Raw genomic sequence first — 20,475 nt, forward strand, 5'->3', positions numbered from 1 at the left:
GTACGGCGGAGGCGGTCCGTGAGCCGGGCCCTGCGGGAGGCCGCCGGCCGGCGGAGCGCCCGGCGGGAGCGGTCCTCCGGGCGGAACGGGGCCGGGCCCCTGCGGTCCCGGAGGCCCCGGCGGCGGTCCCTGCGGGCCGGGAGGCGGCGGTCCGCCCGGCGCCGCCTGCGGGCCGGGCCGCGGGGCGGGCGGCCCCGGTACGCCGGGCGGTCCCTGCGGGCCGGTCCCCGGGGGCCGCACCTCCTCCGGTCGCCCTCCGTCGGGCCGCTGATCCATGGGCGTCTCCCTGTGCTTCGCTCGTCACCGCCGGGCATGGGTCCGGTGCAGAGCCTAGATGCACGTTCCGCCCGGGGCGGGCGGCCCGGGGCTCCGGGCGGGCCCGCCCGGAGCGCCCTTCCAGGGGCTCACCTGGCCTTGTGCCCGGCCCGGACGTCCCGGACGGCCGGAATCAGCCAGACCGCGAACAGCACGGGCGGCGCCGCCGGCGCCGATCCTCCCGCCGGGTCGGCGGTTCCGTGCTTTTTCGTCCCCGGGCGCCGCTAGGTTTGTCCGCATGGCACGACCTTTGAACGAGATCATGGACGAGGGCTGGGCGAAGGCGCTGGAGCCGGTCGCCGGGAAGATCGCGGAGATGGGCGAGTTCCTCCGCAACGAGGTCGCGGAGGGCCGCACCTACCTGCCCGCCGGGGACAACGTGCTGCGCGCCTTCCAGCAGCCGTTCGACGAGGTGCGGGCGCTGATCGTCGGGCAGGACCCCTACCCCACCCCCGGGCACGCGATCGGGCTGAGCTTCGCCGTCGCACCGGACGTCAAGCTCCCCGGGAGCCTGCGCAACATCTTCAAGGAGTACTGCGAGGACCTGGGCCACCCGATGCCCTCCAACGGCGACCTCACCCCCTGGACCGAGCAGGGCGTGCTGCTGCTCAACAGGGCGCTGTCGGTGATGCCGCGCAAGCCCGCCTCGCACCGCGGCAAGGGCTGGGAGGAGATCACCGACCAGGCCATCCGCGCGCTGGCCGCCCGGGACAAGCCCATGGTCGCGATCCTGTGGGGGCGCGACGCCCGCAACCTGCGCCCGCTGATGCCCGAGGTGCCGTGCGTGGAGTCCACCCACCCCAGTCCGATGGCGGCGCACAACGGCTTCTTCGGCTCGCGCCCGTTCAGCAAGGCCAACGCCCTCCTGGAGCAGCAGGGCGCCGAGCCGATCGACTGGCGCCTGCCCTAGCGCGCCCGGTCCGCGCGCCGGCACCGGTGCCCGCGCCTCTCCGGGGCCTCCGGGGCGGCACGGGCGCCGGCGGCGGCGCGGCGGTCAGCCCTGGCGGGCGGCCCGCTCCGCGATCTCCGCGTCACTGATCTCCACGCAGAACTCGTTGCCCTCCGGGTCGGCGAGCACCGCGAACCCGCCGCCGTCCTCCCGCCGGTGGTCGGCGACCCGCGTCGCGCCGAGCCCGATGAGGCGCTCCACCTCCGCGTCCCGGCGGCGCTCCCCCGGTCCCAGGTCGAGGTGGACCCGGTTCTTCACCGACTTGCCCTCCGGCACCTTGAGGAAGAGCAGCTCGGGGCCGCCGCCGGGGGCGATGACCGATGCTTCGTCCCCTCCGGGGACGTCGTCGGGGTGGATTCCCCCGTCCAGGACGCGGGCCCAGAAGACCGCCAGCGCGTGGGGATCGGCGCAGTCGAAGGTGATCGTCCTGATGACCGATGGCAAGTTTCCTCCCGAGGGGACCGGTTCCGGCCGAAAAAGCCGATTTCCAAGGGCTTTTCGTGGCATGCTCCCATCCGGGGCCGCGGCCCGGCATCCGGTTTTCCCGGCGGTCCGCGCCCCCTGAGACGCCCGCCCCCGACCCCTCGGAGCCCCACTCGATGGCGAAGAAGCAGCTCACCTACGCCGACGCGCTGAAGATCCTCGGCCGGGACGACTCGGCCGTCCTGGACTTCGCGGAGAGGCTGGTCGACGGCGGCCTGGGCGCGGTCGGCGTTCCCGACCTGTTCGGACTGCGCAGCGAGATGGTGTACCGGGGCCGCCAGGCCCTGGTCTCGCTGCGGGAGAAGGTCTCCGGCGCCAGCCGGATGGACCGGATGGAGCGGATCGAGGCCGCGCTGAAGATCATCGCGGTGGAGGCCCTGTTCACCTCGGTCGCCGAGCACCTGGCGGGGCAGGGCGCCCCGCTCTCCCTGGACGACCTGGAGATGACCGGCGAGGAGCAGCTGCTCCTGCTGGAGAAGGTGGGCGGCAGGATCCAGGGGGCGGCCCTCGGCCTGCCGCGCGGCCGGCGGGGCGGCGGGCGGAGGAAGGAGCTCTCCCGGCGCCCCTTCTTCCGCTCCGCCCTCGACGAGGCGTTCATCCCGCACCTCAAGGGCCTGGCCGCCTGGGACCGGCTGAACGACACCGAGCGCTCCCGGCTGCTCTCCGCGCTGCGCGACGAGCGGATCGAGGAGGCCGCCGACCGCAAGTACGCCGACTCCTACCTGGGGCTCAGCGCCGACCTGCCGGAGCTGCGGCTCTGGGCGGAGATGGCGGAGCGCGCGGAGGACCGGGGCCGGCTCGCCGACGTCGCCGACGGCCTGGAGGAGCTGCACCGGCTGCTCGACCAGGTGGCGTCCGGGCGCCCGGTGCCGCGCCGGCTCCGCGAGCTCGCCGACGCCAACCGGGCGGTGCTGCACCGCCCCATCCTCCGCTCCGCGGGCACCGACGGTGGGCTCGCCTTCCCCAGCACCGCGGAGGCCTACGTCGCGCCGTGCGCCCGGTTCGCCTACGCGTTCGGCGCCGCCCCCTCCTCCGATGCCTGGTGGGAGGAGCAGGAGCTGCGGGAGGACACCCCCGCGCTGCTGGCCGCGCTGCTCACCGAGCCGCGGAGCACCGAGTCCCCCATCGTCGTCCTCGGCCACCCCGGGGCGGGCAAGTCCAAGCTGACCGAGATGATCGCCGCCCGGCTGCCCGCCTCCGACTTCTTCACCGTCCGGGTGGAGCTGCGCGGGGCCGCGCCCAACGCGCCGATCCACCGGCAGATCGACGAGGGCCTGCGGTCGGTCCTGCACGACGACACCTCCTGGCGGGAGCTGGCCGACGCGGCCGAGGGGGCGCTGCCCGTGGTCATCCTGGACGGGTTCGACGAACTGCTCCAGGCCACCGGGGTGGACCGCTCCGACTACCTGGAGCAGGTGCAGGAGTTCCAGCGGCAGCAGCAGGCGCTCGGGCAGCCGGCCGTGGTCATCGTGACCGCCAGGACCGTGGTGGCGCACCGGATGCGCTTCCCCGCCGGGTGCCCGCTGATCCGGCTGGAGCCGTTCGACGAGGCGCGGGTCGCCCGGCTGGCGGGGGTCTGGAACGCCACCAACGCCGAGGCGCTCGCCGCCGCCGGGCTGGCCCCCGCGCGGCCGGAGTCCCTGATGGCCTACCGCGAGCTGGCCGAGCAGCCGCTGCTGCTGATGATGCTGCTGGTCTACGACGGCAGCGGCAACGCGCTGCAGCGGGCGGAGGGGGCGCTGTCCCGGGGGTCGCTCTACGAGGAGCTGCTGGCGATGTTCGCCCGCCGGGAGATCACCAAGCACCGGCCGCACCTGAACGGCGCCGACCTGGAGGAGGCCTGCGACGCGGAGCTGCGCCGGCTGGAGATCGTCGCGATGGCGATGTTCGCCCGGCACCGGCAGACCGTCTCCGCCGAGGAGCTGGAGCAGGACCTGCGGGTGCTCTTCCCCGACGCGGCGGTCCGCCCGGACGACGCCCAGCTGCACGGCGCGATCAGCGACGCCGAGCAGGTGCTGGGCCGGTTCTTCTTCGTGCACGAGTCCCAGGCCCGGCAGCGGGACCGCACCGCGAGCGTCTACGAGTTCCTGCACGCCACCTTCGGCGAGTACCTGGTCGCCCGGTTCGTCGCCGGCACCCTGGACGACCTGGTCGCCGACCACGCCCGGGAGCGCCGCCGCCGGTTCGCCCGGCCGCTGGACGACGGGCTGCTCTACGCCATCGCCTCCTTCGCGGCGTTCTCCGGGCGCGCCCCGGTGGTGGAGTTCCTGGAGGAGCTGCTGCACCGCAGGTTCGACGGCGACCCGGGGCTCCGGGAGGACTACGCCGACCTGCTGCTCTCGCTGTACCAGGCGGCGCCGTTCCCGAGCGGGAACCGCAGCTTCACCGGGTACGCCCCGGCGCGGGCCACCGTGGTCTACCGGCAGGCGGCCTACTCCGCCAACCTGGTGGTGCTGCTCGTCTGCTGCGCCGACGAGCTGGACATGGAGACGCTGTTCCCCGAGGCCGGGACCGACGCGGCCTGGACCGAGTGGCGGCGGCAGGCGTGGCTGTGGCGGAGCCTGCAGCACGACGAGTGGCACGGCTTCGTCGACACGGTCCGCGTCCGCTACCTGGGCGGCATGGACGGGCCGGTGAGCGCGGTGGTCTCCCGGGAGCGGGGCGGCCCGGTCAACCTGGGCGAATGCGTGGGGTTCGAGATCCGGGCGGAGGGCCCGGGGAGCAACGACGTCCTGGACCCGTACCGGATCGAGCTGCCCGAGGGGACGGTCACCTCCAAGCTGCTGCGCAGCGTCGCGGTGCGGGCCATCGGCAGCGCGGCGCGGATGATGCTCATGTTCGGCCCCTACCTGCGCTACGTCGGGGACGACCTGCTGGCCTGGTACTCCGACCCGGAGGACCCGGGCATCTCCTGGAGCGAGTCGCACGACGTGCTGCTGCTGCGGCTGTCACCGCCCGCCAAGGACCCGGAGGGGCGCCGCACCGCCTTCCGCCGCCTGCTCGGCACCAGTGCGCTCGGCCGTCTGGAGCTGCTCGCGCTCCGGCAGGCGGCCGAGGACCTCGAAGCCCTCGAAAGGGGGAACTTCGATCTCGACCGCGTCGATCTCGAGCGCCTGGTCGCGAAGTACCTGTCCGAGGTCGAATCGCTGGTCCACGGCCCGCTGCTGTCGCGGTCCGCCCTGAGCACCGCCCTGGACCGGCTGGAGCCCTTCCTCGGGCGGTCCCGCCCTTCCCCCGGGGACTTCTCCGAGGCCCGCGGGCGCATCCTCGACCTGGCCGCCGGGAACGGAGCGGACCCCGCCGCCCCCGGCGAACGGCCGCACCGGCGCCCGAGCACGCACGAGCAGAGCGACCACCAGGGCTCCTACTCCTCGCTGTCCTGAGGACCCCGCCCGCGGAGCAGAATGGCCCCATGGACGGAACCGATCTTCAGCACCTGCGCCGCTGCGTCGAACTGGCCGAGGAGGCCCTGGAGGGCGGGAACTCGCCCTTCGGGTCGGTCCTGGTCTCCGGGGACGGCCGGGTGCTGGCCGAGGGGCACAACGAGGAGGCCGGCGGGGACGCCACCCGGCACCCGGAGTTCGCGCTGGCCAGGTGGGCGGCGGAGAACATGTCGGCGGAGGAGCGCGCCGCCGCGACCGTCTACACCTCCGGGGAGCACTGCCCGATGTGCGCGGCCGCGCACGGCTGGGTGCGGCTGGGGCGGATCGTCTACGCCGCCTCCACCGAGCAGCTGACCGGCTGGCTGGACGGGTTCGGGGCGGAGCGGGCCCCGGTCCGGCCGCTGCCGGTCGGGGACGTCGCCCCCGAGGTCGCGGTGGAGGGCCCCGCCCCCGAGCTGGCCGATGAGGTGCACGCCCTGCACGCCCGGTTCCACGGCGCCGGGTGAGCGGTCCCGCCGCCGGCCGGAGGGGGCCGCGCCCGTTCCCGGGGCGCGGCCCTCCCCGGTTTCCCGGTCGCGCCCGGGTCTGCCAGGATGCCCCGATGAGCACTTCGGACGAGGCTTCGAACGGCGTCCCGGACGACGCCGGCGACGCTCCGGACACCGCCCGGACCACCGTACGGCGGGCGGACGAGGAGGACCTGCCGCTGCTGGAGCGGCTGGGCCAGTTGTACATGCACGACCTGTCGGAGTTCCGGGGGAGGCTGCCGGAGGCCGACGGCGGGTTTCCGTTCCCCCGGCTGCCGCTGTTCTTCACCGAGCCGGGGCGGCGGGCCTACCTGATCGAGGTGGGCGGCGCCCCGGCCGGGTTCGCGCTGACCCGGCCGCTGGACGACGGGACCGAGTCGATCGGCGAGTTCTTCGTGGTGCGGGCGGTGCGCCGGCTGGGCGTGGGCCGGCGGGCCGCCGAGGACGTGCTGAGCCGGCGGCCGGGGCGCTGGGGCGTGGCGTTCCAGGAGGAGAACCCCGGCGCGGCGCGGTTCTGGCGGGAGGTGGCCGCCTCGGTGGCGGTGGACGGCTGGGACGAGGAGACCCGGCCGGTCGCCGGGCGCCCCGAGCTGCCGCCGGACGTGTGGATCTTCTTCGAGACCGGCCGGAGGGGCGCCTCAGGGCGGCGCTGAGCCCGGTTCGCCGTGCCGGCGCCGGTGAGCGGAGGAGCCCGTGTCTCGGGCGCTCCGCCCTCCGGGCCGGGAGCGGTGCCGCGCGGGCGCACGCGCCTCCGGGCGGAACACGGCCGCCGCAGGCGGCTCCCCGGCGGCGTCCGCCCGCAGCCGGGCGGGCCCGGCGGATCGGCCTCCGGAGCGGGCGGGCAGGGCGGCCGGCCCCGGCTCCGCCAGGGCGTTGAGCCGCCAGGGCCACCACCCGCCCGCGACGGCGCCCCGGGGCTTCGGGCGCCGGACCAGGGGGCGGCCTCTCTGCAAGGCGGCCACGGCGGGAGCCGGCCGGGGCCGGCACGGCCGGATTCGCGGCGGTGGGCATCCTGCCCGAAGCGGCTCAGGCCGGCAGGGCGTCTCCCGCCCCGCCCCTTCCCCAGCCGGCGGCGGAGGCCGCGATCCGCAGCCGGGCCCGCCGGGGCACCGGGCGAGCAGGAGCCCGGCCCGCGACCGCACGCGTTCGGCGGCGCTCCAGCGCATCGGACGGGGCCCGAGAGGCGGCCGCGACGGGCCGGGCGAAGGAGCACTTCCCCGCCCCGCCCCTTTCCCGCCGCCTCCGCCGCTACCTCCAGTCGCCGGTGCCGAGGACGACGCCGTGGTCGGTGAAGACGTCCGGGTCGCCCTCCTCGAAGGCGGTGCCGGCGGCGACGGCGCCGCCGCCGGGGACGCTCGCCAGCGCGGTGATCGACAGGTCGTACTTGCCGCCGTCCACGGTGTGGCGGGTGGTGGTGCCGTCCGCGGCGCGGTGCACGAAGACGGGGTTCCAGCCGCCGTCCTCGATCCACAGGCCGCCCTCGCCGTCCTCGGCGACCGCGACGTAGGACCCCTCGGCCTCGCCGTCGGTCTCCACGGTCCAGGACTCGCCGTCGTAGTGGCCGATGAGCGGCCGGTAGTGGTTCTTCTCCTCTCCGTCCTTCCAGAAGACGTGGCCGACCGCCCACACGTCGTCGGCCGCGAGCGCGACCACGTCGTCGAAGACCGCGTTGGCCTCGCCGCCGGGCAGCTCCACCGCGGGCACGTCCATCGGTGTCCACTCGGTGCCGTTCCAGCGGTCCGCCCCGGGCTGGTCGCCGTCGGCGCCGACCGCGAAGACGTCGTCCTCGGCGACGGCGGACAGCGCCCGGTCCACGGTGGGGGCGGGGTAGTCGCGCCAGATCTCGCCGTCGAAGAAGGCCGCCCGGTCCCAGCCGTCGACCGGCCGGGAGAGCATCCACACGGCGTCGGAGGAGGCGGCCTCGATGTCGGTGGGCCGCAGCGCCGGGTCGAGTTCCACGGCCGACCAGGAGGAGCCGTCGTAGTGCAGCGCCGAGGCGCCGTCCTGCGGGGAGGTTCCGGCCGCCCACACGTCGTCGGCGGAGGCCGCGTCGGCGGCGGTGGGGACCACCGTCCAGCCCTCCGGGACGGGCTCCCGGGTCCACTCCGAGCCGTCCCAGCGGTGGATCCGGGTGGCGCCGTCGCTCTGGGCCTCGTCGTCGCCGAACGCCCAGACCGCGTCGGGGCCGGCGGCCGCGACGGCGTCGAACGAGCCGCCGGCCTCCCCCGATCCGTGGACCTGCTCCCAGGCGGACTGCGCCTGGGCGGGGGCGGCGGCCGCCGCCAGGGCGAGCCCGGCCATCGCGGCCGTCCCCGCCGCGAGCATCGGTCGTGCCTCGGCACGTCGCGTCATCGCTTCACTCTCCAGTTCGCCTGCCGACCGTCGCTCCGCGCGGATCGCGGATCTTCGGTTGGGACGTCCGAAGAAGGCGTCCTGTTGTCCTCTGGGAGCCGAAAACCCCCGATTCTTCGGGGTTTCCGGCCGCGGACCGACGCGCCGCCGACCGGGGCGGAGCGGTCAGCCCAGCACCCGGCCCAGGAACGCGGACAGGTTGGCCCTGGTCCGCTCGATCTGCTCGGCGGTGGAGAGCGACTCGTCGAGCCGGCCGCCCGCGCCGGGGGTCTTCAGGCCCCGCACGTACAGCGAGCAGTCCAGGTCGGTGCAGGCGTACAGGCCGACGGAGTTGCCCTCGCGGCCGCTCTTGCCGGCCTTGCGCGCGGTCATCAGGGAGACCCCGCCGGAGGGGTGGGTGGTCAGGCAGAGCGAGCAGAGGCTGCGGTGCAGGAAGTTGCGCCTGCGCCGGGCCGGGGAGCCGAAGGCGACGCCGACCAGGCGGCCGCCGTGCTCGGCGACGAGGTGGCCGCGCTCGGGCGATCCCGGGTCGCGCCAGCCGAGGAAGTCCAGGTCGTCCCAGGACGTGTCGGGCAGGTCGCGCGGGAGCGGGGCGCGCCCGGCCTCCCCCTTGGAGCAGTTGACGAACGAGGAGCGGATGTCCTTCTCACTGAGCGGTCTCATGCCTCCGGACGCTAGCGCCGCCTAGGTATCCTAGGCAAAAGGTTATTCCCCCTAGGCGAACGGATACGGAGGTGGCAGCGTGCCCCGTGCCGGACTGACGACCGAGCGGGTCGTGGCGGCCGCGGCCGACATGGCCGACGAGGCCGGGCTCGACGCGGTCACGATATCGGCGCTGGCCCGCAGGTTCGGCGTCAAGGACGCCAGCCTCTACTCGCACGTGGCCGGCGTGCGCGACCTGCGCACCCGGATGGCCCTGCTCGCCTCGCGCGAGCTGGCGGACCGGCTCGGCGGGGCCGTGCAGGGCCGGGCGGGCAGGGACGCGCTCAAGGCCTTCGCCGACGCCTACCGGGGGTTCATGCTCTCCCATCCGGGCCGGTACGCGGCGATGCAGATCCGGATCGACCCGGACGCGGCCGCCGCCGGGGCGGGCGCCGACGCCGACGGGCCCCGCCGCGTGGTCGAGACCACCGGCGCCCTGTTCCGCGGGTACGGGCTGAGCGACCCCGACCTGACCGACGCGGTCCGGCTGGTGCGCAGCACTTTCCACGGCTACGCCTCCCTGGAGGCGATCGGCGGCTTCGGCCACCCCCGCGGCGTCCAGGACTCCTGGGAGCGCACGGTCGACGCGCTGGACTTCCTGCTCCGCAACTGGCCCCGGGCGGGGTAGCCGGCGGCGCACCTCCCACGGCGCCCACCGCCGGCACCCCGCGGACACGGGGGGCGGAGGCGCGGGGACGCAGGTGGGGCGAGGGCGCAGGGGCGCGAAGGGCCCGGAACGGCGGGGCCGGCACCCGCCCCGGCCACCCCGGGCCCCCGGTCCGATGAGGATCCCGGGGTTCCCCTTCTCCCCCCGCCTCCCCCGCCGACGAGCGGACACCACCGCAGGCAGACGGGAAGAGACCGGCCCGCACAGGAGCACGCCCCCGCCGGCCGCCCCTCCCCCGGTGATCCCGGCGTTGCGGAGGGCGGCCGGGCGCCCGGATGCCCCCGCAGCTCCGGGATCACCGCTGCGGAGGGCGGCCGGCCCCGCGGGCGGCCGGGGGCACCGCCGGCGCCGGTCCGAGGCCGGTCTGGCGCCGATCCGGCGCCGGTCCTCCCCCGCGCGGGGGAGCCGGTCCGGGCGATACCGCTCCCGGGGCGGAGCCGCGGAAGCGGCGGCGAGGCGAGACTGGGGCCATGACCGCCTCCGGCTCCCCCTCGGCCCCGGACACGCCGCGCACCCGGGGCCTCGTGCGCGCCGCCGGACTGCTCGCCGCCGCGCACTGGCTCTTCTACACCGCGGAGAAGACCTACCTGGCCGCGATCGGGCGGCTCGGCATGGTCGGCTCCCCCGATCCGCCCGCCTCGGCCTACCAGGAGATCCCGGACGTCTCCGCGGCCCAGCTGGGCAACGCGGCGGTCGGCGCGCTGGCCGCCGCCATCGTGATCCTGGCGATCACCCGCGCCGGGCGGCTCGTCCCCCGCCCCGTCCTGCTCGGCGCGCTCCTGCTGATCACGCTCGCCACCGCCGGCGCCGTCGCCCTGGTGGCCCCGCACGCCAATTGGGCGCACCTGGCCCTGTCCGCGGCCGGCGCGTGCGCCGCCGCGTACCTCGCCTACGCCTCCTTCCGCCGCCTCCCGGGCACGGCGCACGGGCCGGCGGATCCCTGACGGCCGCAGGCGGCCCCGGCTCCCGCCCTTCGGCGGCCCCTCGGGGCCCTCCTCCGTTCGGAGCCCCGCCTCAGCCGGCCGCGAGCACCGGGAAGTGCCGCCGCCACTCCGGGGCCGGACGCGGAGCGGGCCCCGTCCACGCCTCCCGGCACGGCGGTCCTTCCCGGTGGGCCTCGCGGGGCAGGTATCCGTCGAAGAGCGATCTGCTGCCGAAGCTCCTGTCGAGGAGCCTGGCGCAGTGCGAGACGGGCGAGACCTCTTCCGGGGGCGCCTCCCGGTAGGCGCCGGCCTCCAGGACGAAGGCCCTGCCGTTCGGGAAGTCGACGCCGCAGGCCGCCCGGAGCCCGCCTCCCGCGCACAGCGCCGCGTACTCGTGGGAGAGGGTGCCGCCGAACGCGGAGTCCTCGATCAGCACGACGGGCGCGGCCAGGCTGAGCAGGGAGGCCAGCCGGAGGTCGGTCTCATCGAAGGCGTCGAGCGGGTCCGGGTCCGCGGGGACTCCCGCGGCGGCCCGCCAGGCGCCGGGGTCGGCGACGTCGAGCGCCCTCTCCTCCACGGCGAGCGCGCCCCCGGTGCCGTACTCCAGCTCCCATGGCGACGGGAGCACCCACCCCTTCGGCCATCCGGGGCCGCCGGTGCGCAGGACGTGCCCCGAACCGCCCGGGATCACCGTGTCGAACAGAGCCAGCACGCCGGAGTCGAGCGTGAACACGCAGCTGAGGTCGGAAGCCATCCGGGGATGGTGGCACGCCCCGGGCGGGTACCGCACTCCGATTACGGCGGGGTGCGGCCCGTCCGGGCCCCTCCGGGACCGGGCGGCGCTGCTCCCCGGAGCGGCACCGCGCCGCTCCCGGCGGGGCGGATCCGCCCTCCGCCGCTTTCACGGCGGGCGCGGTCGCGGCAGGGCGGCGGTCCCGGCCCGCCGGTCCTCTGCGAGGACTCCCGCCCCGTCCTCGAAGGCGGCCGGAAGAGCCCGGGCCGGCGGCCTCGCCGCCATCCTCATCCTCGCCAACGCGATCGCGGTCCCCGCCGGGCTGCCCACCACCGGTGCCGGACCCGGCGAGGTCTCCGCCTTCTTCGGCGGGCAGAGCGGCGCCGCCGGGCTCTCCGCCGCGCTCGCCCCGGCCGCCTGGATACTGGCCGTGCTGTTCGGCGCCGGAGCGGTCGCCGCGATGCGCCGGGCCGAGCGCGAGCGGAGCGAGACCCGGCCCCTGGTCGGCTCCGCCGGCCTGCTCCTGCAGAACGGCGCGTTCGCCGTGGTCGTCTCGGCCCGGCTCGCCCTGGGGACGACCGGGGGCGACGCCTCCGCGGCCGCCGGGCTGTGGGCGCTGCACGAGGCGGTGTCCACCCTCAACGGCACTTTCCTGGCACTGGCCCTGATCGGGCTGTCCGTCGGCGGCCTGCGCACCGGGCTGATCCGCCCGTGGCACGGCACGCTGGGGCTGGTGTCGGCGGCGCTGCTGTTCGCCTCGGCCGCCCTCGCCCCGCTGATCGTCGGCGGGGACGGGCCGCTGGGCCTGCTGGGGCCGGTCGGCTGGCTGATGTGGGCGCTCTGGCTCTTCGGCTACGGCGCCGCGCTGCTCCGGCCCGCGGCGCCCCGGGCCGCGCAGCCGGTCGCCGCCTGACCTCCGCCGCCCGCCGCGGTCTTGGCGGCGCTCTCGGGCGGGAACCATATCGGCAGTAGGCCGGAGGGCCCGTCCGCGTCCCGGTGGCGGGGTGCGCCCTCCGGTGCGGCAGGGGGAAGGTCCGATGGAGGCAGCCGAGCGGATCGTCGCGGACCTCGGCGACATCGCCCCGGACGCGCTGGAGCTGGCCGGCGGAAAGGCCGTCAACCTGGGGATCCTGATCCGGGCCGGGCTGCCGGTGCCGCCCGGGTACTGCCTGACCACGGCCGCCTACCGGCGGGCCGTCGGCTCGGCGCTGGACGGGGTGGTCGGCGAGCTGGCCGCGGCGGCGCCCGCCGATATCGCGGCCCTGGACGAGCTGGCCGGGCGCGCCCGGGCGCTGGTGCTGGCCGCGCCGGTCCCGGAGGAGGTCGCCCGCGCCGTGCGGGAGCGGGAGGACGGCGGACCGGTCGCGGTGCGCTCCTCGGCCACCGCCGAGGACCTGCCGCAGGCAAGCTTCGCCGGCCAGCAGGACACCTTCCTGAACGTGGCCGGCGCCCCGGACGTGCTGGAGGCGGTCCGCCGCTGCTGGGCGTCGCTGTGGACCGACCGCGCCGTCGCCTACCGGGCCGCCAACGGGATCGACCACGCCTCGGTCCTCCTGGCGGTGGTGGTGCAGCGGATGGTGCCCGCCGAGGCCGCCGGGGTGATGTTCACCGCGGACCCGGTCGCCGGGACCCGGAACCGGGTGGTGATCGAGGCCGCCCCCGGCCTGGGCGAGGCGGTGGTCTCCGGGGCCGTCGACCCGGACCGGTTCACCGTGGACTCCGCCACCGGGCGGATCCTCCGGCGCCGGCCCGGGGCCCGGGAGGTCCCCGAGGGGGTGGAGGAGGTGGAGCCGGGCGGCGCGGGAACGGACCCCGGCGGAAGGAGGCGGAGCGCCGCGCTTCCCCAGGGGACGGAGCCGGGCGGGGCGGCACCGCCCACCGGCCGGAAGCAGGGCGGTACGGCCCCCGAAGAGGCAGGCCAGAGCGGTACGGCCCCCGGCCTCCCGGAGCGGGGTGGGACGGTCCCCGGAGGGGCGGAACGGGGCGGGGCCGCGGTGGCCTCCGATGCCCCGGAGCAGGGGGGCGGCTCCGGGCGGGGGTCCGCGCTCTGCCTCGACGACGGGCAGGTGCGCGCGCTGGCCCGGCTCGGCGAGCGGGTGGAGCGGCTCTACAGCGCCCCGCAGGACATCGAGTGGGCGATCGGCCCGGACGGGGCTCCGCGGCTCACCCAGGCCCGCCCGATCACCACGCTCTTCCCGGTCCCGGTGCGCCGGGCGCCCGGCGGCGGCCTGCGCGTCTACTTCAACTTCAGCCTGGCCCAGGGGGTGCAGCGGCCGTTCACCCCGATGGGGATCGAGGCGTTCCGGCTGATGTCGGCGGGGGTGGCCCGGCGGCTCGGGTTCCGCGTCGACGACCCCCGGGACGGCGCGCCCGCGGTGACCGAGGGCGGCGGCCGGCTGTTCATCGACGCCACCGAGGCGCTGTGCAGCTCGCTGGGGCGGGCCGTGCTGCCCCGGTTGATGGACATCATGGAGGCCCGCTCGGCGGAGGTGTTCCGCGCGCTCGCCGGCGACCCGCGCTTCCCGCTGCGGTACCGCTCGCCCCGGCCGGTGCTGCGCCGGGTGGTGCCGGCCGCGGTGCGCGGCGGGGCTCCGGGGGCGTTCGCCCGCGCCCTGGCCGACCCGGCGGGCACCCGGGCGCGCGCCCTCCGGCTCACCGAGGAGGTGCGGCGGCGCTCCGCCGTGCCGCGGACCACCGACCCGGTCCGGCTGCTGGACGATGCCGAGCGCCTGCTGGTGTCGGTCCTGCCGGTGGTGATGGTGCGGAGCGGGCCGGTGCTGATGGCGGCCGGGGCCGCGCTGCTGGCCGCGGTCCGGCTGCTCGGCCCCCGGCTGCGCCCGGGGGAGGTCGCCGAGGCGCTGCAGGGCGTGCCGCACAACGTGACCACCGAGATGGACCTGGCGCTGTGGCGGCTGGCCGAGCGGGTGCGCGCGGTGCCGGCCGCCGCCGGGGCGCTCCTCGGCGCCTCCCCGGAGGAGTCGGCCGCGCGGTACCGGGAGGGGTCGCTGCCCGAGCCGCTGGCGTCCGGGCTGGACGGCTTCCTCGCGGTGTACGGCCACCGCGCGGTCGCCGAGATCGACCTGGGCTCGCCGCGCTGGTCGGAGGAGCCACGGCACGTCCTCGGGGTGCTCGGCAACTACCTGCGGTCGGAGGACCCGGCGGCGGCGCCCGGCACCCGGTTCGCCGCGGGGGCCGCGGCCGCCGAGGCCCGGGTGGGGGAGCTGGCCGGGCGGGCCGGCCCGGTGCGGGGACCGCTGGTGCGCTTCGCCCTGGGCCGGGCGCGCTCCCTGGTGGGCCTGCGCGAGCTGCCCAAGTTCACCGTGGTGCTGGCGCTCACCGGGGCGCGGTACCGGCTGCTGGAGGTGGGGGCGGCGCTGGCCGCGGAGGGGGCCCTGGACCGCGCCGAGGACGTGTTCTTCGTGACCCTGGCCGAGGCGCGCGCCGGGCTGGCCGGGGCCGACCTGCGGGAGGCGGCCGCCCGGCGCAGGCGGGCCCACGGCCGCGAGTCGGCCCGGCGGCGGCTGCCCCGGGTGATCCTGTCCGACGGCACCGAGCCGGAGGCGGTGGCGGCCCCGCTGCCCGCGTCCGGCTCCGCGGTGGTCGGCGTCCCGGCCTCCCCGGGGACCGCGTCCGGGACGGCCCGGGTGCTGCTCGACCCGGCGGGCGCCCGGATCGAGCCGGGCGAGATCCTGGTCTGCCCCTCCACCGACCCGGGCTGGACGCCGCTCTTCCTCACCGCCGGCGGCCTGGTCATGGAGATGGGCGGCGCCAATTCGCACGGCGCGGTGGTCGCCCGGGAGTACGGCATCCCGGCGGTGGTGGGCGCGGCGCACGCCACCGGGCTCATCCCCGACGGCGCCCGCGTCACCGTGGACGGCACCTCGGGGACGGCCGCCCTGGAGGAGGGCGCCTGACCCGCCGGGCGCTCAGGCCGCGCCGGTGGCCGCGCGGACCAGGGCCGGGACCGTGTCGGCGATGGGCCCGCGCAGTACCGCGGCGGCGAGGTCGTCGTAGGGGGTGGGCTCGGCGTTGGCGATGACCAGCGGCGCGCCGTGCTCCAGGGCGACGCCGCACAGCCCGGCGGCCGGGTGGACGGTCAGCGAGGTGCCGATCGCCAGGAACACGTCGGCGCCGGCGGCGGTGGCGGCGGCCGCCTCCAGCACCTCCGGGTCGAGCATCTGCCCGAAGGAGACGGTGGCGGTCTTCTGCACGCCGCCGCACTCCGCGCAGTGCGGGTCGGACTCCTCGTCCAGGCGGGCCAGGACCTCCGGGGTGGGCGTGCGCCGGCCGCAGGAGGTGCACTCCACCTCGTGGATGGTGCCGTGCACCTCGATGACGCGCTCCGCGGCGACGCCGCCGGCCTGGTGCAGGCCGTCGATGTTCTGGGTGACCAGGCCGAGCAGGCGGCCGGAGCGGTCCAGTTCGGCCAGCGCCCGGTGGGCCGCGTTGGGCTCGGCGGTCCAGGCCGGGGCGGCGCGCCGCATCAGCCACACCCGCCGGCGCACGTCGACGTCGCCCATGTAGGTGTCGTAGTCGAAGAGCGCCGCCGCCCCGGGGTCCCGGGTCCACACCCCCTGCGGGCCGCGGAAGTCGGGGATCCCGGAATCGGTGGAGATCCCCGCCCCGGTCAGCACGCCCACCCGCTCGGCCCCGCGGATCAGCGCCTCCGCCTCCGCGAGGCCCGCCTCCAGTGGCATGGGCCGATCACCGCCCTTCCGACGCGCCGTCCGGCGGCGCCGCCGGGGCCGCGCCGCCGCTCCACCGGGACATTGTGCCAGTGCCCGCCGCGCCCCGGCGGCCCCGGCGAGCGGTCGTCTCCCGTCACCCCCTGCGCATCCGGTAGGCGCGCTGGCGGCAGGCGCGGGAACAGTAGTCGCGCGGCCGCCCGGTGGCCGCCGCCGCGACGGGCTCCCCGCACACCTTGCACCCTGTTTCGTCACGCGTTTGGTCACGCCCTTCGCTGCGGACGAGCATCTCCACCCCGTCCAGGACCCGCTGCAGGCCGAACTCGAACGGGTCCGGCGGGGCGTCGTAGGCGCCGTTGCGGTACAGCCGGGTCAGCACCGGATAGCGGTCCATGTGCGCGAAGAGGGAGTCCCGGCCGCTCCACCACTCCTCGTGCCCGACGCCGCTGCGCTCCTCGGCGCGGGACCGCTCCGCCTCCTGGCGGGCGGCGCTATCGACGAAACCCCCGACCAGCGTCACCACCGCCACCACCTGGGCGGGCGGCAGCCCGGTCGGCTCGACGGCGGCCAGCGCGCGCTCGAACAGGGCGACCGCGTTGGGGCCGGGGATGCGCCGCTCCTCGGGCGCCTCGGAGAGCCAGGGGTGCCGGCGGCGCAGCGCGATCCCGGAGCGCGCCCAGGCCTCCAGCGACTCCCGCCAGCCGCTCCCGCCCGCGGGCGCCTCCCCGCCGCCCTCCTCGGGGGCCAGCACCGCGTCGCACATCAGCGCCACCAGCTCGGCCTTGCCGGGCACGTGCCGGTAGAGCGACATCACGGTGACCCCGAGCTCCCTGGCGACGCGCCGCATGGAGACGGCGGCCAGCCCCTCGGCGCCGGCCACCCCGATCGCGGTGCGCACGACCAGCCCGGCGCTCAGCCCGCGCCGGGCGCCCTCGCCCCAGAGCAGCTCGGTGCTGCGCTCCGGATCCGCCATCTTGACCCCCTTCCGGTATGCACTGTATATCAAAGGTCTACAGTGCATACCTCGTTGAAGGGACGACCCCCATGTTCTTCGTCGATCCGTCCGGAGACGACTCCGGCCCGGGGACGGCCGAGCGGCCGTTCGCCACGCTGGAGCGGGCCCGCGACGCGGCCGGTCCGGGCGACACGGTGGTGCTCCGCGGCGGTGTGCACCGCCTGGACCGGACGCTCCGGCTCACCGGCGCCGACTCCGGCGTCACCTACCGGGCCCACGGCTACGGGACCGCCGAGCAGGAGGAGGTGGTGATCAGCGGCGGCCGCCCGGTCACCGGGTGGCGGGAGGGGCCGGGCGGGACCCTGCTGGCCGGTTCGCCGGGGCCGGACGTGCGCCGGCTCCGCATCGGCGGGCGCACCGCAGAGCGCGCCTCCGTCCCCATCGAAGGCGGCTTCACCAGGACCGCGACCGGATACCGCTTCGACGACCCTGCGGTCGCGGAGTGGGGCGACGGGGTGGAGTTCGTCTACCGGGGCGTCTACCCGTGGTCGGAGGCGCGCTGCCCGGTCGCGCGGATCCGCCGGGACGGCGGGGCGGCCTGGGTCGAGATGGCCCGGCCCGCCTTCGAGCGCGCCGCGCGGCTGTACCGCTCGGTCGGCGACTGGGACGGCCAGGGGGTCCGGGAGCACAGCGGCGCCGACTCCCCCACCACCGCCGAGAACAGCCCCGCGTTCCTGACCGAGGGGACGTTCGCGCTGGCCGGCGGAGTCCTGCACTACCTGCCGATGCCCGGAGAGCGGCCCGACGGGGCGGTCGCACCGGTGCTGGAGACCCTGCTGCACGTCCAGGGCGCCCGCGACGTCTCCTTCCTCGGCATCGGCTTCGCCGATGCGGCCTGGTCCCGCCCCGGCTCCCCCGGCGGCTTCCTGCACTACCACGGCAACGGCCACTACGACGGCGGGGCGCTGGTCCGGGTCGACGTGTTCGAGGGGGCGCACGTCACCGTCCCCGGCGACCAGGAGTCGATGCCCGGCAACGTGCTCGTCGAGGAGTCCTCCCGGATCACCCTGGAGGGCTGCCGGTTCACCCGGCTGGGCGCGGTCGCCGTGGAGTTCCGCGGCGCCGGGGAGGACAACGCGCTGCGCGGCTGCGAGATCGACGACGTCTCCGGCGGCGGCGCGGTGGTCGGCGGGGGCGCGGTGCGCCACCGGGTGGAGGCCAACCGGATCCGCCGGGTCGGCCGGGAGTACCGCGGCTCGCCGGCCGTGCTGGTGGACGAGGGCACCCGGGACACCGTCGTCGCGCAGAACCTGGTCGCCGAGGCCCCGCACGCGGGCATCGTGGTCTACGGCGGGCGGGGCGCCCAGGTGCTGGGCAACCTGGTGCACGACACCATGCAGGTGCTGGCCGACGGCGGCGGCATCTACCTGTCCGGGCCCCAGGGCGGCTCGTACGCCGACGGCGCCCTGGTCCGCGGGAACGCCGTCCTCGACACCGTCACCCCGTACAACTTCGGCCTCTACACCGACTACGGCGCCTCCTGGGTGACCGTGCAGGGCAACGTGGTGCGCCGGGCCGACGCCCCGGTGGCGCTGGAGGTGTCCCCGCCGCTGGAGCACGTCGCGTTCATCGGCAACTTCTGGGACGCCGACCCGGGCCCCGCCCCCGGCGGGGTGCTGCTCGCCGAGAACACCGCGCTGGAACCGGAGGCCTTCGACGCCGACCCGGCCGCCGCCGCCATCGTCGCCGCGGCCGGCCCGCCGGCCGGCCGCTGACCCGGCCCGGGGCACCGGGCGCCGCCCCCTCGCACCGGGGGCGGCGCCCGGTGCCCGGTGCGGGTAGGCAGGAGGGGAGAGGCGCAGTCCTCGGACCCGCCGGGCGCGGCCCGGCACCCCGCCGACCCAGGAGGCCCCCGTGCCGAACCCCGACACCCCCACGCCCGAGGCCGTCGCCGAGCTCTTCGCGCACATGCGCATCGACGACCAGGGGCCGCGCGAGTGCATCGCCTTCCTCGCCGAGGAGCTGGGCGAGCTGGCCAAGGCCGTCCGCACCGGCGAGCTCCCCGCGATCGCCGAGGAGATCGGCGACGTCGGGATCCTGCTGCACCGCATCGCCCTGCTGCACGGCATCGACGTGGACGAGGCGGTCCGGGCCAAAGCGGATCTGCGCCGGGCCCGCTACGACGCCGAGCGGGCGGGCGGCTGAGCGGGCGGCCCGGTCAGCGGAGCCCGGTGGCCCGCAGGAACCCGGCCGCCTGGCCCGCGACCAGCCCCGCGGTGGCGGCGGTGAAGGCCGTCCACAGCCAGGCCAGCCCGCCCGCGGCGGCCAGCGGGAAGGCCGCCGCGGCCAGCGCCCCGTAGCACAGCGCGAAGGAGTACAGCGTCGGAGAGGTCCGCTTCACCGCGATCAGCCCCATGCCGGGCAGCGCCTGGGCCGCGTCGGCCAGCACCAGCAGGAGCAGCAGCGGGAGCAGGGAGAGGACGAGCCCCTGCACCCGCGGGTCGGGGGTGAGCGCGCCGAGCAGCGGTCCGGCCGCCGCGGCGGTCGCCGCCGCGGTCAGCGCGACCGCCGGCAGCGCCACCGCCGCCCCGGCCAGCAGCGGCCGGCGGGCGGCTCGCGGTCCCCGGGCCGCGGCGGCGCGGGCCATGAACGGGACGGCCGCCTGCCCGGCCGCGGTCGCGGGCAGGAAGGCGAACCCGGCCAGGGAGGCCGTGATCTGGTGCGCGGCGGCCTCGGCCGCGCCCGCTCCCGCGGCCGCCATCACGAGCAGGCCGAGCACGCCGAACTTGATCAGCATGGTCGTGCCCAGCGGCAGGCCGACCCGGGCGATGCGCAGCACCGCGCGCCAGTCGGGCCGCCCGGGGCCGGAGCCGCCGCCCTCCTCCGCCACCGCGCGGCGGAGCAGCAGGTGGCCGGTGGCCGCCGCGGCGGCTGAGCCGAGCAGCATGCCGGCGCCGGCGCCGGCGGTGCCCAGCACGGGGAGCGGGCCGGCCCCCGGGACCAGGGCGAGGACGAGGGCGACCGAGAGCCCCGTCCCGACCAGGCCCGTCCGCATCGCCTCCCGGGACCGGCCCAGGGCGACGAGCAGGGTGGTGGCGCAGGACTGGAGGGAGGCGGCCAGCAGCGCGCACCCCATGAGCAGGGGGAGGGCGCCGAAGGCCCCGGCGGCCGCCTCCGCCGCGCCGGCGGCCGCGGCCAGCTCGGGCGCCGCGGTGACCAGGAGCCCGCCCAGGGCCCCCGCCGACAGGGCCAGCCAGGCGGCGTCGCGGACCACCGGGCCCAGTTCTCCCCCGCCGGCCTCGGCGATGAACGGCATCGATCCGCGCAGCGCGCCCTGGACGGCCATCAGCACCGGGTTGAACACCGCGGCGGTCAGCGCGTAGGCGGCCAGTGAGGAGGTCCCGGCGTGCCCCAGGGCGGCCGCGGCGGCCAGCACGCCGGCCACCCCGGCGGCCATGGACAGGTAGAGCGGGACGGCCTTGCCGAGGACCCCGCCTGCCAGCTCCGCGAACCCGGGGAAGGCCTCGGCCGCCCTTCCCGCGCCGGCGGGCGGCGTCCCGCGCTCCCCGGTCCTCCCGGCCATCCCACCGTCCCCGTCCGTCGCCCGCGTACCGACCGGGACCCTAGCCGCACAGCGCCGCGCCCCCGCCGCCGCCCCGGGGCGGCGGCCTCCCCCCGTCCGGCGATACCGCCTGCTCAGTGCCCCGGCCCGCGGGGCGCCTCCGCCCCTCCCGGCCACGGGCCCCGAATGGCCGGTTGAGGCCGCCCCGGGGCCTTGCCTTTCCGGAGCCGGCCGGGGCC

17 protein-coding genes are annotated in these 20,475 nt (G+C 77.2%); 10 read left to right on the forward strand and 7 right to left on the reverse strand.

Features of this window, described 5'->3' with window-relative positions:
- Positions 1–553: 553 nt before the first annotated feature.
- A complete protein-coding gene (locus tag J0910_RS18450; RefSeq protein ID WP_420159780.1) occupies positions 554–1,225 on the forward strand; it encodes a uracil-DNA glycosylase in 672 nt (223 codons plus the stop codon).
- An 84-nt stretch (positions 1,226–1,309) separates the two neighbouring features.
- Here the strand turns inward: J0910_RS18450 and J0910_RS18455 are convergent, their stop codons facing one another.
- Complete coding sequence (locus tag J0910_RS18455) at positions 1,310–1,708, reverse strand: VOC family protein (protein WP_420159781.1); 399 nt, start codon at positions 1,706–1,708, stop codon at positions 1,310–1,312.
- A gap of 155 nt (positions 1,709–1,863) precedes the next feature.
- Between J0910_RS18455 and J0910_RS18460 the strand changes: the two genes are divergently transcribed.
- The 3 genes from J0910_RS18460 (at position 1,864) to J0910_RS18470 (ending at position 6,310) form a co-directional block, all read left to right on the forward strand.
- Complete coding sequence (locus tag J0910_RS18460; protein ID WP_420159782.1) at positions 1,864–5,130, forward strand: NACHT domain-containing protein; 3,267 nt, start codon at positions 1,864–1,866, stop codon at positions 5,128–5,130.
- Positions 5,131–5,159: 29 nt separating this feature from the next.
- Positions 5,160–5,636: a nucleoside deaminase gene (locus J0910_RS18465; protein WP_420159783.1), complete on the forward strand. Its 477-nt coding sequence runs from the start codon at positions 5,160–5,162 to the stop codon at positions 5,634–5,636.
- A gap of 95 nt (positions 5,637–5,731) precedes the next feature.
- Complete coding sequence (locus J0910_RS18470) at positions 5,732–6,310, forward strand: GNAT family N-acetyltransferase (protein ID WP_420159784.1); 579 nt, start codon at positions 5,732–5,734, stop codon at positions 6,308–6,310.
- 595 nt (positions 6,311–6,905) lie between these two features.
- Here J0910_RS18470 and J0910_RS18475 read toward each other — a convergent pair.
- Both J0910_RS18475 and J0910_RS18480 read right to left on the reverse strand, forming a co-directional pair.
- Entirely contained in the window at positions 6,906–8,009 is a 1,104-nt protein-coding gene (locus J0910_RS18475) for a hypothetical protein (protein WP_420159785.1), read from the reverse strand.
- A 165-nt stretch (positions 8,010–8,174) separates the two neighbouring features.
- Positions 8,175–8,672 (reverse strand): FBP domain-containing protein, encoded by a 498-nt coding sequence (locus tag J0910_RS18480; RefSeq protein WP_420159786.1) that lies wholly within the window; start codon positions 8,670–8,672, stop codon positions 8,175–8,177.
- Between the two features lie 79 nt (positions 8,673–8,751).
- Here J0910_RS18480 and J0910_RS18485 point away from each other — a divergent pair, with 79 nt between their 5' ends.
- Together J0910_RS18485 and J0910_RS18490 are read left to right on the forward strand one after the other, a co-directional pair.
- Complete coding sequence (locus J0910_RS18485; RefSeq protein ID WP_420159787.1) at positions 8,752–9,339, forward strand: TetR/AcrR family transcriptional regulator; 588 nt, start codon at positions 8,752–8,754, stop codon at positions 9,337–9,339.
- A 509-nt stretch (positions 9,340–9,848) separates the two neighbouring features.
- Complete coding sequence (locus J0910_RS18490; RefSeq protein ID WP_420159788.1) at positions 9,849–10,322, forward strand: hypothetical protein; 474 nt, start codon at positions 9,849–9,851, stop codon at positions 10,320–10,322.
- A 70-nt stretch (positions 10,323–10,392) separates the two neighbouring features.
- On the opposite strand, the gene J0910_RS18495 is transcribed toward J0910_RS18490, so the two are convergent.
- Positions 10,393–11,055: a hypothetical protein gene (locus J0910_RS18495; RefSeq protein ID WP_420159789.1), complete on the reverse strand. Its 663-nt coding sequence runs from the start codon at positions 11,053–11,055 to the stop codon at positions 10,393–10,395.
- Here J0910_RS18495 and J0910_RS18500 point away from each other — a divergent pair.
- Positions 11,027–11,947 carry a hypothetical protein gene (locus tag J0910_RS18500; protein ID WP_420159790.1) on the forward strand — a complete coding sequence of 307 codons (921 nt, stop codon included), beginning with the start codon at positions 11,027–11,029 and terminating at the stop codon, positions 11,945–11,947. The genes J0910_RS18495 and J0910_RS18500 overlap by 29 nt on opposite strands.
- A gap of 124 nt (positions 11,948–12,071) precedes the next feature.
- Positions 12,072–14,948, forward strand: coding sequence for a PEP/pyruvate-binding domain-containing protein (locus J0910_RS18505; protein WP_420159791.1), 2,877 nt, complete (start codon positions 12,072–12,074; stop codon positions 14,946–14,948).
- Between the two features lie 12 nt (positions 14,949–14,960).
- Here J0910_RS18505 and J0910_RS18510 read toward each other — a convergent pair whose 3' ends face one another.
- Both J0910_RS18510 and J0910_RS18515 read right to left on the reverse strand, forming a co-directional pair.
- Positions 14,961–15,731, reverse strand: a complete 771-nt coding sequence (locus J0910_RS18510; protein WP_420159792.1) for an SIR2 family NAD-dependent protein deacylase — start codon at positions 15,729–15,731, stop codon at positions 14,961–14,963.
- A gap of 124 nt (positions 15,732–15,855) precedes the next feature.
- Positions 15,856–16,692, reverse strand: a complete 837-nt coding sequence (locus J0910_RS18515) for a TetR/AcrR family transcriptional regulator (RefSeq protein ID WP_420159793.1) — start codon at positions 16,690–16,692, stop codon at positions 15,856–15,858.
- A 71-nt stretch (positions 16,693–16,763) separates the two neighbouring features.
- On the opposite strand from J0910_RS18515, the gene J0910_RS18520 reads away from it, so the two are divergent.
- On the forward strand, positions 16,764–18,449 hold the full coding sequence (locus J0910_RS18520) for a right-handed parallel beta-helix repeat-containing protein (protein WP_420159794.1): 1,686 nt from the start codon (positions 16,764–16,766) through the stop codon (positions 18,447–18,449).
- A gap of 139 nt (positions 18,450–18,588) precedes the next feature.
- Positions 18,589–18,879: a MazG nucleotide pyrophosphohydrolase domain-containing protein gene (locus J0910_RS18525; RefSeq protein WP_420159795.1), complete on the forward strand. Its 291-nt coding sequence runs from the start codon at positions 18,589–18,591 to the stop codon at positions 18,877–18,879.
- Between the two features lie 13 nt (positions 18,880–18,892).
- Here the strand turns inward: J0910_RS18525 and J0910_RS18530 are convergent, their stop codons facing one another.
- Positions 18,893–20,257: an MATE family efflux transporter gene (locus tag J0910_RS18530; protein WP_420159796.1), complete on the reverse strand. Its 1,365-nt coding sequence runs from the start codon at positions 20,255–20,257 to the stop codon at positions 18,893–18,895.
- Positions 20,258–20,475: the final 218 nt, after the last annotated feature.

The organism is Nocardiopsis oceanisediminis, assembly GCF_048595525.1.
Classification (GTDB): domain Bacteria; phylum Actinomycetota; class Actinomycetes; order Streptosporangiales; family Streptosporangiaceae; genus Nocardiopsis_A; species Nocardiopsis_A oceanisediminis.

Excerpts from the sequence above, each read along its gene's own strand:
- J0910_RS18480 (WP_420159786.1), bottom strand. The coding sequence starts at position 8,672 with ATGAGACCGCTCAGTGAGAAGGACATCCGCTCCTCGTTCGTCAACTGC.
- J0910_RS18510 (WP_420159792.1), bottom strand. The coding sequence starts at position 15,731 with ATGCCACTGGAGGCGGGCCTCGCGGAGGCGGAGGCGCTGATCCGCGGG.
- J0910_RS18475 (WP_420159785.1), bottom strand. The coding sequence starts at position 8,009 with ATGACGCGACGTGCCGAGGCACGACCGATGCTCGCGGCGGGGACGGCC.
- J0910_RS18505 (WP_420159791.1), top strand. The coding sequence starts at position 12,072 with ATGGAGGCAGCCGAGCGGATCGTCGCGGACCTCGGCGACATCGCCCCG.
- J0910_RS18520 (WP_420159794.1), top strand. The coding sequence starts at position 16,764 with ATGTTCTTCGTCGATCCGTCCGGAGACGACTCCGGCCCGGGGACGGCC.
- J0910_RS18470 (WP_420159784.1), top strand. The coding sequence starts at position 5,732 with ATGAGCACTTCGGACGAGGCTTCGAACGGCGTCCCGGACGACGCCGGC.
- J0910_RS18490 (WP_420159788.1), top strand. The coding sequence starts at position 9,849 with ATGACCGCCTCCGGCTCCCCCTCGGCCCCGGACACGCCGCGCACCCGG.
- J0910_RS18460 (WP_420159782.1), top strand. The coding sequence starts at position 1,864 with ATGGCGAAGAAGCAGCTCACCTACGCCGACGCGCTGAAGATCCTCGGC.
- J0910_RS18530 (WP_420159796.1), bottom strand. The coding sequence starts at position 20,257 with ATGGCCGGGAGGACCGGGGAGCGCGGGACGCCGCCCGCCGGCGCGGGA.
- J0910_RS18465 (WP_420159783.1), top strand. The coding sequence starts at position 5,160 with ATGGACGGAACCGATCTTCAGCACCTGCGCCGCTGCGTCGAACTGGCC.
- J0910_RS18495 (WP_420159789.1), bottom strand. The coding sequence starts at position 11,055 with ATGGCTTCCGACCTCAGCTGCGTGTTCACGCTCGACTCCGGCGTGCTG.
- J0910_RS18450 (WP_420159780.1), top strand. The coding sequence starts at position 554 with ATGGCACGACCTTTGAACGAGATCATGGACGAGGGCTGGGCGAAGGCG.
- J0910_RS18515 (WP_420159793.1), bottom strand. The coding sequence starts at position 16,692 with ATGGCGGATCCGGAGCGCAGCACCGAGCTGCTCTGGGGCGAGGGCGCC.